Source organism: Brevibacillus brevis, from assembly GCF_031583145.1.
In the GTDB taxonomy this organism is placed as follows: Bacteria; Bacillota; Bacilli; order Brevibacillales; family Brevibacillaceae; genus Brevibacillus; species Brevibacillus brevis_E.
On sequence record NZ_CP134050.1, the window covers coordinates 3,136,897 to 3,149,654 of the forward strand.

Here is a 12,758-nt window from a genome sequence, read left to right on the forward strand (position 1 = left end):
CTTTCTTACACGGAAGTAGGCTTACCGGATAGCCAGCTGCTGAGATGCTGTTTGACAAACGCATCGTCATTCCAGGCCGGATACGCTCGATAGACGCGATCGATCTCTTCGGCTTGACCCTCTGACAATTCTTCCAGAGGATCGAGGCACCACCTTCCCTCGAGAAGCCCTTGCCTGCGCAGCACCTCATGTATGCCGGGTATGCAGCCGGCAAAGTCGTGTGCTGGATCGAAGAAGGCGGCATTGGCATCCGTTACGGCCACTCCATCCGCAAGCAGTTCCAGGATTCCCTCTCCGCTTGCCTTCGCCGCCTTTACCCGTTTCAGAAGCTCGACCGCACTTTTCGTCCACACTGCCCAATGCCCCAGGAGCCCTCCGACGATGCTTTTCTCTACTGTCCTCCCGTCGATGGTGAAACGATAAGTGGTGAGAAGATCGGCGACGATGTTGTCGTCGTTGCCCGTGTACAGAGCGATTTCATCTGCGCGAGCGGAGCTGCACACTGCCCTCACGACATCCAAGGTCTGGTAGCGGTTAAACGGCGCCATCTTGATGGCCATGACGCCCGGGATGTCGGCAAACTCTCGCCAGAAGGAGTAGCTCAGCACTCTGCCGCCGACTGCTGGCTGCAGGTAAAAACCGAACACAGGGATGACCTTGGCGATTCGCTCCACCCGCTTGAGACAATCGGCTTCGGACAAGTCTCCGAGGCCCCCCATGCTGACCAGTCCAAGATCGTAGCCGAGCTTTGCGGCCATCTCCGCTTCCGCCAACGCTTGCTCCACAGGTCCGCATATCCCCGCCACTTTGATAAACGAATCCGCAAGGCCGAGCATCTCCACCTCCTCTACGGCGAGGCGCAGCACGGTCTCGAGCAGGTTCACGCTCGGCTGCCGTATCTCAAATTGCGTCGTGTGCACACCTACCGCTATGCCCCCTGCTCCAGCTGCAGCATAATAGCGGGTCAATGCCCGCTGCCTGCGTTCATCCAAGCGGCGGGATCGGTCAAGCGCCAACGGATGCGCAGGAATGACGACTCCCTCCAGGAGCTTTTCCTGGATCGTTTTGCGTAGCTGAACGCCCATGCTAAAATTGCCCCTTTCTTTCCTGAAAGTGAGTCGGCTTATTGCTCGTCTCTCCGCCTGCGATTACCCACTTCGCAGTCCAGTCGATCATTTGTCCGAGCGAGACTCGCGGATATCCGAACAACTGATGCGCTTTGGCAGCGTTGTTGAGCAAGGCTGTATCCTGCTCCTGATTCGCGAACACGGGATCGACTCCGAACCGGGATGCGAACTGCTCCGCGAGCCACCGAACGGATGAAGTTTCCGGGCCGGTAATATTCAAGACCCGAGGCGGCGTACTGCACAATGAAAGGGAACGCAAAGCCATCTCATTGGCATCTCCCTGCCAGATGACGTTTACATGTCCCATAGACAGGTCGAGCGGCCGCCTTTCGTAGACTGCCCTGGCGATTTCCAACAGGACTCCGTACTTCATGTCGATGGCGTAGTTTAAACGAAAGTGCAGCATGGGAATGCCCCATTTTTCGGAGAAGTACGTAAAGATACGCTCCCGTCCCAGACAAGACTGCGCATATTCGCCTACCGGACCGACCGCCGCTTCCTCGGAAGGACTGCCTTGATGGATGGGGGAGAGCGGATAAATATTGCCGGTCGAAAAGGATACGATACGGGAATCGCGAAACTTTTCGGCTACTCGCCCAGGCAGGTACGTGTTCATTGCCCAGGTCAAAGCTTCTTTTCCCGTCGTCCCGAATTTTTGTCCGGCCATAAAGATGATGTTTGGGGTATCCGGCAGCTGCTGCAGCTGTGAATCGTCCAGCAGATCCGCCGAAATCGTCTGAACTCCAGCCTCTTCCAATTCAGCCCGCAGCGGGCCTGAAGAGAAACGGGAAACGCCGATCACTTTCTTGGAAAGTCCAGCTTTGTCGATTGCCTTTTTGGCCAGTTTGGCCATGCTCGGCCCCATCTTTCCGCCGACCCCCAGAATCATCAAATCGCCTTCCAGCTCCGCCATCGCTTTCACCAGCGGCTCAGACGGGTCTGTCATGATCTGTTCGAGCTCTTGTAACGTGTTCATGAGAATGCCTCCAAACGTATTCGGAATTGTCAAAAAACAGGGTGTATCTGTCGCTATTGTATGTGGGGGGGTTGGAAGAGACAAGTCTTTTAACTGTCTTTAAATACGCAACTCGGGCTCCCCTTTATTTACCAAGCGAACGAAAGGCTTTTCCTGCTCATCCTAGGAAGAGTCTTGGTTATGGGGGTCGTCATCGATGAGTACACTTTCGATCTTCTCCTTAGGTGGAGTCTACGAAATAGGCAAGAACATGTACGGCGTTCAATACGGGGACGATATCGTTCTGATTGACTGCGGCTCGAAGTTCCCCGATGAAAGTCTCTTGGGGATTGATTTGATCATTCCCGACATTACTTATTTGCTGGAAAACCCTGAGAAGGTCCGCGGTCTGATCGTAACGCATGGTCATGAGGACCACATCGGCGGGATTCCTTATGTGCTCCGCCAGTTCAACATGCCCATTTATGGAACGCGGCTCACACTCGGACTGATTGAGGAAAAGCTGAAGGAGCATGGCCTTTTGCAAAACACCAAACGGATTCCGATCGATTCCAAGTCCGTTGTCAATCTCGGCGCATTTACGATCAGCTTTTTTCAGACCAACCACAGCATCCCTGATTGCCTGGGAGTAGTGTTTGATACGCCGATGGGAACCGTCGTGCACACTGGCGATTTTAAATTCGACCTGACTCCTGTCCATAAACAATCGCCGGATTTGCACCGGATGGCAGAAATCGGGAAAAAGGGAGTTCTGGTTTTGCTCTCGGAAAGCACCAACGCGGAACGGCCGGGATTCACGCCATCCGAAAAGCACGTAGGCGACCATCTGCGGGAGGCTTTCGCCAAAGCCAAGCACAAAGTTTTCGTGTCCACTTTCGCCTCCAACTTGTACCGTCTGCAGCAAGTCATCGATGCGGCGATCCTGACCAACCGGAAGCTGATGCTGCTGGGAAGAAGTATGGTGAATGTGGTCCGGATTGCCTCTGAGCAGGGCTATTTGCATGTGCCGGAGGGCATGCTGGTCGAGCCGGAGGAGGCCAATCAGCTCGACCGCCATCGACTGGCCATCTTGTGCACGGGCAGCCAGGGCGAGCCGAATGCTGCCTTGTCGCGCCTTTCCACCTCCAATTACCGCCACGTGAAGGTAGAGGCTGGCGATACAGTGATCTTGTCCGCGTCGCCCATCCCCGGAAACGAAAAGAATGTCTCCCGGATCGTGGACAATTTGTTCATACTGGGCGCACATGTCATCTACGGATCGGGCTCCGCTACAGGCATGCACGTTTCCGGCCATGGCAGCCAGGAAGAGCTGAAGCTGATGCTTACGCTCATGAAGCCCGCCTATTTCATCCCCATCCACGGCGAGTACCGCATGCTCCATCAGCATCGCCTCCTCGCCGAATCCGTCGGGATGGAACGAGACGATGTCTTTATCGTCAACATCGGGGATGTCGTCGACTTTACGGACGGTGTGCCCAAGCAAGAGCGGAAAATACCGGCGGGAAGCACGCTCGTCGACGGCTTCGGCATCGGCGATGTGGGAACAGTCATTCTGCGCGACCGGAAACACTTGTCCCAGGACGGCATCCTTGTGGTCGTCGTTACGCGGAGCAAAGCAGATGGCAAAATCCTGCTGGGACCCGAGCTCATCTCCCGCGGGTTCGTTTTTGCTCCCGAGGCGGAAGGGCTGATGGAGGAAGCGAGCCGTGTCGGCCTGGAAGCCTTGCTGAAGCTGCAGGGCGAGGGAGTCAATCAATGGGGGCGTGTCAAGCAGGGGCTAAAAGAGTCGATCGGCCAGTTTTTATATGCGAAAACCAAGCGCAGGCCGATGATTCTTCCCATCATTATGGACGTGTAAGCTGCGATTGAGAAGAAGCCCAACACGGCTTCGCTCACCTGCCTGCCGAATGCGAATCAACCGTCCTTCGAGGGCGGTTTTCCTTTTTTTCGGACGCGAGCAACGAAAAGAGCCTCCCATTCGATCGGGAGGCTCTTGCCCGTACGGACAACTGCTTCAGCGCTTGCTTGCAGGTGGTCCTGCATCAGCATTATTTGTCCAACCCCAGCTTTCGACCTGGCTGGAAGCCGTTTGTCCATCATCCGGTTTCGATTGTGCTTGCCTGTTCTCCTGATTCTCTTCTTGTATCGTCCTCTTTTTGTCCACCGCAACACACCTCTGCTTTCCCACAGCATACGAATTCGAAACTCATTTTAGTTTGAGTCGTTCAGACAACCCGTATGCGGCGATTGAATCCACCTGTTGTCTTTCTTTGGAGCAGCACCCGTCATCGAATGAATCCCGCGGAGTTTATTCATACTATCATGGTACGCTACTATGGAAAGGGGTTGTCCTCTTGGTTCGTTTCCTGGTTAAGGTCGTGATGAACGGCATTATTCTGGTACCCTTCCTCTTGTGGTTTACCGAGGCGAGCGTATGGTCCAGTCTGGTAACATCGATCGTTTTTTCGATCATCGCCTATCTCGTCGGAGACAGGCTGATTCTCCGCACTTCCGGCAACCTCGTCGCGACCCTGGCCGATGCCGTCTTGGCTGCGATCTATCTGGGGGTCGTCTCAGCTTTCATGCACTGGTCTTTCACGGCAGGAAAGCTGCTGTTTACCGTCGTCGTGTTGGGTGTCGTGGAGCTGCTCTTTCACTTTTTTCTCAAGCGATTTGATTGGCATGAGAGACGAGAGAAAGCGTCGTAACTTGCAAAGCCAACCGGGAACCGGTTGGCTTTGTTCGTCCATGGTCCCGCTTAGTACAAGGCCGGCTGCTGCGGTTGTGGAGACTGCTGCTGGGTCATGGCCATTGGCTGCTGGAACGCATTGATCATGGTGTTCATCGTATGGTCTGCCAGCTGCGGCGCCTGGTAATACCCTTTCGCGTTCATGTACTGCCATGTCTCGTAGGCCATTTCCTGGCACATGTTGGCTCCATTGATATGATACTGTCTCACTTGCGGGTCGACGCATTCGCTTGCCCACAGCATCCCGACGGCCGAACCCGCTTTGTGCCAATTCAGCATGATCGTAGAGATCGTCATATCGGAAAGCTGGGTCGGCTGCGGATTGGGAGCTGCCATCTGAGGCTGATGTAGACCGACAGTCGGCTGCTCCACCGTTCTCATTTGGGCCATATGCGGCATTGCCGAGACATTGATGCCTTTTCCCATCAACAGATTGACACCTTGCTGATAAGCATTCAGGATAATCCGCTGATGGTTGCGAATCAAATTTTTCAAGGCAGGGTCTTGAGCCATTTCGGCAAACAGGCCGTGCATTTCGATTTCCGCGTGCTTGGAGCGCAAGGCTTCCTGCGTTTCCAAAAATTCGTGTGCCGCATACCGTATCATGAAATTGCCTCCTATATGGTGGAATCTTTCACTTACCCGTTTAACATTTCCGCTTTTTCCTCTACCAATACCCCATTGCATGCGCGGCCCATAAGCAAAAAATGGCCAGGTCGCTAGAAGCAACCTGGCCATGCTTTGTCTCAATACGTTCCCGATGAACCCGCTCCACCCGGGTGTTTTGGAGGCTCTACTGTCTCCCCTTCCTGCGCTTTCCGGGTTTCGAAGAGATCGGGGACGCCTGCCGCATGGGTACCGAGTGTTTTGAGCTCTTCATTGTCCAATTGCTGCTTGGATTCATTCGCCATCTCGTATCTCTCCTTGGGGCAAAATGCTGATGTACGGGTAGTTTGTCTCCCGTCATGATTCTTAGTCATTCCTCAATCCTTTCCGTGACCATACAGCTGCAAATGGAGCTCTTCGATTTCTTCCCCGGTCAAATCCCCGCGTTTGAGCAATTCTTCCGCGATAGCGTGGACGAAATCCGCATAGTCGAGAACCAGCTTTTTTACTTGCTGCATCTGCTGTTGCAACAGTTCGTTGATTTTCGGCCGAAGTGCCTTGAGTCCATCGATTCGGGATCCAGTCGAGAGCCAGCTGAACAGCTCATCCCCCATGCCGACGATTCCGAGATAGGCGCCGGCCAGTTCTGTTGCCCTTTGCAGATCAGACGTGACTCCGTTCAATTTCTTTCCCAAGAACTCTTCTTCAACGGCTCTTGCAGCGAGACATACCTGGATCTCTGCCAAAATTTCACTGTCACTGCGGTTGTATCTCTCATGCGTCGGCTTGGTGGCAGCGAGTCCGAGCGCTCCGCCCCGGCGAATGATCGTGACCTTCCAGACTCTTTCATGCGGCTTCAGCATGAACTGGGCGACTGCGTGGCCTGCCTCGTGGTAAGCCACATTGCGTTTTTCTTCGTCGCTCATCGAGCGAAGAGGCTGCTTGATCCCCCATTCATACGTCTCCATGGCGGCGCGGAAGTCTTCGTAATTGGCGACCTGCGCCCCCCGCTGATGCGCGATGACGACCGACTCGTTGACGATGTGCTTGATCTGCGCCGGGCTGTAGCCGATCGTGTCCAGCGCCGCTTTTTCGGGAGTGAGCGTATCATCGCGTTTTACCTTTTTCAAATAGTACTGAAAGACGTCCACACGACCGTCATAATCCGGAGCGTCGACCCAGAGCTGACGATCGAAACGGCCGGGTCTCAGCAGCGCAGAGTCGAGGATGTCGGGCAGATTGGTCGCCGCGATTGTCATGACAGCCGGACGCTCTGCTTTTTTGCGGCGCAGCCCCAGGAGTCGCAGCAGCTTGGCGATTTTGGTATTGTCGATGTTCGGCGGGTCCATCTGCAGGAGCAGCTCGTTCAACAAACCGGCGCCCCCCATTCCAAACATCCCGCCGCCCATTCCTCCCGCCTGCCGCTTCATCCCGATGGCGTCAATCTCGTCGATAAAGATAATGCACGCACCGTATTCGCTTGCCCGCTTCCTCGCTTTTCGATACAAGCTCATCACCTTGAGGTTGCCCACGCCAAAGAACATGTTTTGAAAGCTCGGTGCGGAGGCGTAGGCGAAGGGGACCTGCGCTTCGTTGGCAATGACTTGCGCCAGATAAGATTTGCCGGTTCCCGGTGGGCCGCAGAGGAGCAATCCGCGAATGGCTTCCCCGCCCATTTCCTTAAACTCCTTGACTCCTTTCAGCAAGGTGACGATCCGTTTTGCATTTTCCACAATTTCGGGGTTTCCTCGGTAATCTTCCCACGTAGAGCCTGTTTCGCCAGGCAAGATCCAATACGTGCGGCCACGTGCCAAAAACCAGAAGAGCGCGACGAACTGGATGATGACAAACAAAATGGCAAAGAGCAATTGAAAAAGAAGGGTAACAATCCCCCATGCGACAGCCCAGTAGGTAGGTCCACCTGCCACCAAAACGATTCCGAGCGTGACGATGACGACGAGCCAGAGGAGGATTTTTCGCCACCTGATCCACTGATATCTCCTCATGGCACCACCCCTTTTGCGAAATATTTGGATTATTGTAGGAGGAGACGACCCTCCGTGCTGCCTTGTCTCCAACCGCCCTTTATCGGGGTACAAGGCAGAGATGTCCGTGTTTCCCTACCAATATATACGGAGAGACAAGCCCTTCATGTCTGATTTCGTCCATGACTTGCTCGCTTGCTCCCGTCCATACTTTCCTTGTACAAAAAAGCCTTCCCGTCAGGAAGGCAGCTATTCTTGCGATCGAAAGCGCTTGACGATGTCCATGACGTACTTGATGATGACCGCGATTCCTCCGATGAAGTAGAACGTCACCAGCGTATACCCGGTAGGATCAATCGCTGTCATGGAGACAATCATGTTCAAGGGCAGGATATAGTACAAAACATCCTTCAAATAGCCGAGTACAAAGCCCGGGTCAAAGGAGCCCTGCCAAAACGATCGAAACAGGACAATCAGAAAATCGATGATCATGAGTCCAAAAATCGCCCACATGGTATAGATCATCCAGTCAGCCAACGAGTAGCCCATCCCTATCACCACCTTGCTCCATCCTATGCGGCAGGAAAACCGCAGGTGAGGATAAGCAATGTGGATTTTTTACCCGCACTGAACGAGAGGGACCCGATATCTGGCCGCAGGAGAAGCTGTTCGGCTGCTCTTATTTTGTGACGCTGACGATGTCCTCTACTTGAATCCAACAGGAGCGATCATCATCCACAAGTCTGACCAAATACTTCTCCGAATCGATTTCCCGTACGTAGCCCCGTGCGGATTGAACGGTCCCCCAAGCATCCCCTCCCCTTTCCCTGACGAACCATTTTACCTGGATCGGGTAGTTGTACTGCGTGCTGTCATAGATCCGGAAACACATCTCTCCAAACTCGTCGTCCGCGACGGCCGGACGCTGGACGACAGTTCCTTCCCGATCGTAGCGCCCCTCATCATTTTTGGTCATGGTGAACTCCCCCAAGAACAAGAACTTATGTTCTCATTATGGTCGATCCGCTTTCTATTTTCAAGAGGAAGATTGCCGCCAAACCTATTCACTGCCAGGACGGAAGAATAATGAGAGGAAAATGGTGGCAAAATACGTCAAACGAAAATTGATGTACAAACAGGTGCTTCCGATGAAAAAAACAGTTTGGACAAGACGCGGAAAAAAAACAATGGGATCGATTTTGATAAACGATGAACGGATCGACGATAAAATCGCTTGGCTCCGAGAGGTTTTTACGGATCGTACGGATGTGGTCATACACCAGTTTGTGGCAGGCATTTCCCAGCAGTGCGCCCTTGTCTATTTGCAAGGATTGGTCGATGTGACCATGCTGCAGGAAGAGCTGCTGCATCCTCTTTTCTCACTGCGAGTCTCGGATCCCCTGGAATTCCGTGCGATTCTCTTCGAGAGAAAGCAGCTGCCGATCTCAGCCTATCACACCGCACCGATACAAAGTGGCGCCTCTTCCATTCTAAGCGGACATGTCTTGCTGTTGGTTGACGGCGAGCAACCGGTTTTGGTGTTTCCTCTGCGCTCGTACCGCCAGCGTTCCATTGACGAACCGGCCAATGAAGCGACTGTCCGGGGGCCGCGTGAGGCTTTTGTCGAGAGTGCGGATGAGAATTTGTCGCTGGTCCGCAAACGGCTGAAAACACCTGATCTGAAAACGGAATCGCTCCGCATCGGGACGCTTACGCAGACCGAGATCTTGGTGGCGTACATCCAGGGGGTCTGCAAAAAAGAATTGATTGACGAAATCACGATGAGGCTTTCGCGCATCAACATCGATGGCATTCTCGGGAGCAGCTATATCGAGGAATTCCTGGATCACTCGCCTCTCTCCCCGTTTCCCCAGGTGCAGTATACGGAAAGGCCGGATGTCGCAGCGGCTGCTCTGTTGGAGGGACGAGCTCTCATCATTGTAGACGGCTCTCCGATGGTACTGCTTGCGCCCGTCACCCTGTTCATGCTGCTCCAATCGGCGGAAGACTATTATCAGCGCTATGTTGCGGGCACTTGGATCCGCTGGATACGCTATCTTTTCGTCCTGATTTCCTTGCTCTTGCCATCTGTTTACGTGGCCATCACCACGTTTCATCCCGAGATGATCCCGCCCAAGCTGCTCATCACCATCGCAGGTTCGCGTGAAATCGTACCGTTTCCGGCTTTGATCGAAGCCTTCATCATGGAGATTTCCTTTGAGGCGCTGCGGGAAGCAGCCGTGCGCATTCCCAAATCAATCGGACAGGCGGTATCGATCATCGGCGCGCTTATCATCGGCACGGCGGCGGTGCAAGCGGGGATTGTATCGGCGGCGATGGTGATTATCGTCTCCTTTACCGGGATCGCTTCGTTCATTATTCCTCACTTCGATCTCGGCTTGTCCTTTCGTTTCCTCCGCTTCCCGATCATGATCTTCGCTGGTTTATTCGGTCTGTTCGGGATCATTTGCGGGCTCTTGCTGATCTATATCCATCTGGTCAATTTGCAGTCCTTCGGCTCTCCGTACCTTGCCCCGTTGACTCCACTGGTGTCCAATGATCTCAAGGATACGTACGTCCGGGCTCCATGGTGGCGGATGTGGAAGAGGCCCTCCATGACAGGTGCGAACCCGATCAGGCAAGGTGAGCTTCGGACCATGACGGAATACAAAGGGGAGGATGGGGATTGAACAAGAAAAATGGCAGACGAACTTCCCTGCTTATTTTGCTGGGTCTCCTTTCGACCTCGTTTCTGACGGGATGCTGGTCCTCCATCGAATTGAACAATCGGAGCTTTGTCCGCATGATGCTCCTGGATAAAACTGCTTCCGGCATCGAATTGACCCTTTCCTTTCCGTTGCCCAATCGGCTGATTCCAGGGCAATCCGGGGGAACCGGTGAGCTGCAGGGCAAACCTTTCACTTTCGTATCGGCGACAGGCGACAACATCAGTGAGGCGTACCGGATCGTGCAATCCGATTTGTCGCGAAAAATCACCTTCGGGCAGACGAGCGTGATCGTGATCGGGAGCGAATTGGCCAAAGAAGGCATCTCACAGGTACTCGAGTTTGTTGCTCGGGAGCCCAGATTTCACATTAATGCCAATCTGTTTATTACCCCGGGAAAAGCCAAGGAGCTGATGCTGACGCCTGTTATTTTTGAACGGTTCCCAGCCGACATTCTCCTCGCATACACAAGGGAGCACGTCACAGTCGACATGACGACAAAGGACTGTCTGGCGGCCTCCTATTACGGCGGGGATATGATTATACCGATGCTAAAGTTCAAAACGATCACGATTCCGAGTGAGAAACAAAAACAACAAACCTGGATGGGGACGGATGGAGCTGCCCTATTCAGGGATGGAAAGATGGTACAGGTCCTCAATACGTATGAAATGCGCGGAGCGAAATGGATCCTGGGCAAAATGAAAGACGCAGAAATCTCCATCCCTTCACCAACGGACGGCAAACAGCTTAGCTATATGGTCAACCAATCCCGTTCCAAAATCCGCCCGGTCCTCTCCGGCGACGAACTCACCTTTCATATTGAATGCAAAGCGGACGCGTCCCTGATTGCCTCCAATTCGCTGATCAGGCTGCAAGAACCGGGTGTGGAAAGAAAGTTGAGCCAAAAGCTCGAAGCCATGATCGAAACGCGGATGAAAGACGCAATCGAAAGCTCGAAACGTATCGGAGCCGATATCTTTCAGCTGAGTTCCTATCTCGATTGGCACTATCCTCAGGAATGGAGAAATCGTGCCTCTCATTGGCGAGAAGAGTACCGCAGCAAGATCAAAGTGGTACCCCACGCATTTGTCACGATCAAGCGACTCGGAACAACGAAGCAGCCGGCTCGGTTTCTACATCCTGCGAAGGTAGGGGGATCCCAATGATCGTCATCGCTTTATCATTTCTCCTCATCATGATTTATGAGTGGAACTATTTGCGAAGGCACAGACGCAAGCCGCGCACATTTGTTCTCGTCATGGGATGGGCCTTGCTGATGTGTGTCTGCATTGAGCTATTGTATCATTTCCATGATCGCTTTCAGTTTGCGAGAGTGATTGAATTCGTGTTTGATCCCCTGGAAAAGGTAATCGTTTGGAGATACAAAAATGGGTAATTATCAAGTTAGCCAGATCTCACAATCCCAGCTTTACATGCTGTTCACGCTATATTTGTTTACGACGATCCTAGGATTTCGTATCGCCTCCCTCGTGACGGAAGCCGGTTTTTCCACATGGTTTCCCCTTCTGCTGGGGGCATTCGGCGGTCTTGTTCTTACATATTTCTCCTACCGCCTGGCGATCAGACGGCCCACTCAGTTTTTCGGCCTCTACGGGAAAGAGATTGTCGGGAAATGGATCCACTACCCATTGATCTTGATCATGATGTTCTCAAACTTGTTTTCCGCCTCTTACGTCCTGAGGGAAATGCAAGACTTCATGGTGGAAGTCTATTTGCCAGAGACACCGGACTGGGCTGTCACCATTCTGTTCGGTATCTGTATTGCCTATGCCGTGCGGTCGGGCGTGCAGACGATCTTCCGCTGCGCCCAGGGCATCTTTTTTCTCAGTGTCTTCGGCATGCTGCTGGTGCCGCTCTTCGTTTCCAGAGACATGAATGCGGAAATGCTCGTCGCATTCATCAATCACTTTGATTGGAAAGGCATCTGGAATGCTACGTATTTCGTTACCGCCCTATTCGGGGAAATGACGATGTGTCTCTTTTTCTTTCCGTACGTGAAGCAACCCGAGAAGACGATGCGATCGCTGAGATGGGCGGTGATCAGCGCTGTCATCATTATTTTGTCCAGCCTGATACCTTCCCTGCTGGTTTTCGGTCCGCATTTGACAGCCAACCTGATCTACCCGGAGCTGGAGCTGATACGCTATATCCGGGCCGGTTCTTTTCTGGAAAACATGGATCCTGTTCTCATTGCTGTCTGGCTGACGAGCTTGTTCATCAAAATCAGCCTCTTCCTGTACGGCGCAGTCCTGCTTCTGACGCAGACGTTTTCACTGCAGGATCACAAGCCGTTCACGTTGTCGATGACTGGCATGATGATCGGGCTCTCCTTGTATATGGCCAGATCGAACATGGAACTGGCGCATGTGTTGTTCCATGGTGAGATTACCTTCCTGTTCGTCACGGAGGTGATCCCGATACTCTACCTGGTGGTCGATCTGTTCCGATCCCCACGGCTCAAGCATTCGGCGAACAGCAATGGGAAGTGAAAGGCTCCTGCACACAAGGAAGCACCTGCCTGGCAACAACGAAGGCAGGTGCTTTTGCTTTTGAGAACAGAACGAC

General features: G+C 53.2%; 12 protein-coding genes. 5 read left to right on the forward strand and 7 right to left on the reverse strand.

Translation table 11 applies throughout. The annotated features are described in order from the left end of the window. Positions 1 to 5 precede the first annotated feature (5 nt). The gene (locus RGB73_RS15570) at positions 6 to 1,085 is read right to left on the reverse strand and encodes a dihydrodipicolinate synthase family protein (protein ID WP_310763432.1); all 1,080 of its coding nucleotides are present in this window, start codon (positions 1,083 to 1,085) and stop codon (positions 6 to 8) included. A 1-nt stretch (position 1,086) separates the two neighbouring features. Continuing rightward, positions 1,087 to 2,103, reverse strand: a complete 1,017-nt coding sequence (locus RGB73_RS15575; RefSeq protein WP_310763433.1) for an NAD-dependent epimerase/dehydratase family protein — start codon at positions 2,101 to 2,103, stop codon at positions 1,087 to 1,089. Positions 2,104 to 2,299: 196 nt separating this feature from the next. Here RGB73_RS15575 and RGB73_RS15580 point away from each other — a divergent pair, with 196 nt between their 5' ends. Then, on the forward strand, positions 2,300 to 3,961 hold the full coding sequence (locus tag RGB73_RS15580) for a ribonuclease J (RefSeq protein ID WP_310763434.1): 1,662 nt from the start codon (positions 2,300 to 2,302) through the stop codon (positions 3,959 to 3,961). A gap of 496 nt (positions 3,962 to 4,457) precedes the next feature. Beyond that, positions 4,458 to 4,811 (forward strand): DUF2512 family protein, encoded by a 354-nt coding sequence (locus RGB73_RS15585; RefSeq protein ID WP_310763435.1) that lies wholly within the window; start codon positions 4,458 to 4,460, stop codon positions 4,809 to 4,811. Between the two features lie 50 nt (positions 4,812 to 4,861). Here the strand turns inward: RGB73_RS15585 and RGB73_RS15590 are convergent, their stop codons facing one another. From RGB73_RS15590 to RGB73_RS15610, 5 genes are all read right to left on the reverse strand, one after another. Continuing rightward, complete coding sequence (locus RGB73_RS15590; protein WP_310763436.1) at positions 4,862 to 5,458, reverse strand: spore coat protein; 597 nt, start codon at positions 5,456 to 5,458, stop codon at positions 4,862 to 4,864. A gap of 140 nt (positions 5,459 to 5,598) precedes the next feature. After that, the gene (locus RGB73_RS15595; RefSeq protein WP_310763437.1) at positions 5,599 to 5,763 is read right to left on the reverse strand and encodes a hypothetical protein; all 165 of its coding nucleotides are present in this window, start codon (positions 5,761 to 5,763) and stop codon (positions 5,599 to 5,601) included. A 72-nt stretch (positions 5,764 to 5,835) separates the two neighbouring features. After that, the gene (locus RGB73_RS15600; protein ID WP_310763438.1) at positions 5,836 to 7,464 is read right to left on the reverse strand and encodes an AAA family ATPase; all 1,629 of its coding nucleotides are present in this window, start codon (positions 7,462 to 7,464) and stop codon (positions 5,836 to 5,838) included. 228 nt (positions 7,465 to 7,692) lie between these two features. Continuing rightward, positions 7,693 to 7,992, reverse strand: a complete 300-nt coding sequence (locus RGB73_RS15605; protein WP_310763439.1) for a hypothetical protein — start codon at positions 7,990 to 7,992, stop codon at positions 7,693 to 7,695. Positions 7,993 to 8,122: 130 nt separating this feature from the next. Further along, positions 8,123 to 8,419, reverse strand: a complete 297-nt coding sequence (locus RGB73_RS15610; protein ID WP_310763440.1) for a YolD-like family protein — start codon at positions 8,417 to 8,419, stop codon at positions 8,123 to 8,125. Positions 8,420 to 8,630: 211 nt separating this feature from the next. Here RGB73_RS15610 and RGB73_RS15615 point away from each other — a divergent pair, with 211 nt between their 5' ends. The 3 genes from RGB73_RS15615 to RGB73_RS15625 all read left to right on the forward strand — a co-directional run bounded on the left by RGB73_RS15615 (position 8,631) and on the right by RGB73_RS15625 (position 12,682). After that, positions 8,631 to 10,133, forward strand: a complete 1,503-nt coding sequence (locus tag RGB73_RS15615) for a spore germination protein (RefSeq protein WP_310763441.1) — start codon at positions 8,631 to 8,633, stop codon at positions 10,131 to 10,133. Further along, positions 10,130 to 11,338, forward strand: a complete 1,209-nt coding sequence (locus RGB73_RS15620; protein WP_310763442.1) for a Ger(x)C family spore germination protein — start codon at positions 10,130 to 10,132, stop codon at positions 11,336 to 11,338. Before RGB73_RS15615 ends, RGB73_RS15620 begins: the two co-directional genes overlap by 4 nt. 222 nt (positions 11,339 to 11,560) lie before the next feature. After that, positions 11,561 to 12,682 (forward strand): GerAB/ArcD/ProY family transporter, encoded by a 1,122-nt coding sequence (locus RGB73_RS15625; RefSeq protein WP_310763444.1) that lies wholly within the window; start codon positions 11,561 to 11,563, stop codon positions 12,680 to 12,682. Positions 12,683 to 12,758: the final 76 nt, after the last annotated feature.

Bases quoted from the DNA above. Each gene is read 5' to 3' on its own strand.
- RGB73_RS15610 (WP_310763440.1), bottom strand. From the start codon at position 8,419: ATGACCAAAAATGATGAGGGGCGCTACGATCGGGAAGGAACTGTCGTC.
- RGB73_RS15600 (WP_310763438.1), bottom strand. From the start codon at position 7,464: ATGAGGAGATATCAGTGGATCAGGTGGCGAAAAATCCTCCTCTGGCTC.
- RGB73_RS15615 (WP_310763441.1), top strand. From the start codon at position 8,631: ATGGGATCGATTTTGATAAACGATGAACGGATCGACGATAAAATCGCT.
- RGB73_RS15605 (WP_310763439.1), bottom strand. From the start codon at position 7,992: ATGGGCTACTCGTTGGCTGACTGGATGATCTATACCATGTGGGCGATT.
- RGB73_RS15590 (WP_310763436.1), bottom strand. From the start codon at position 5,458: ATGATACGGTATGCGGCACACGAATTTTTGGAAACGCAGGAAGCCTTG.
- RGB73_RS15595 (WP_310763437.1), bottom strand. From the start codon at position 5,763: ATGGCGAATGAATCCAAGCAGCAATTGGACAATGAAGAGCTCAAAACA.
- RGB73_RS15570 (WP_310763432.1), bottom strand. From the start codon at position 1,085: ATGGGCGTTCAGCTACGCAAAACGATCCAGGAAAAGCTCCTGGAGGGA.
- RGB73_RS15625 (WP_310763444.1), top strand. From the start codon at position 11,561: ATGGGTAATTATCAAGTTAGCCAGATCTCACAATCCCAGCTTTACATG.
- RGB73_RS15575 (WP_310763433.1), bottom strand. From the start codon at position 2,103: ATGAACACGTTACAAGAGCTCGAACAGATCATGACAGACCCGTCTGAG.
- RGB73_RS15580 (WP_310763434.1), top strand. From the start codon at position 2,300: ATGAGTACACTTTCGATCTTCTCCTTAGGTGGAGTCTACGAAATAGGC.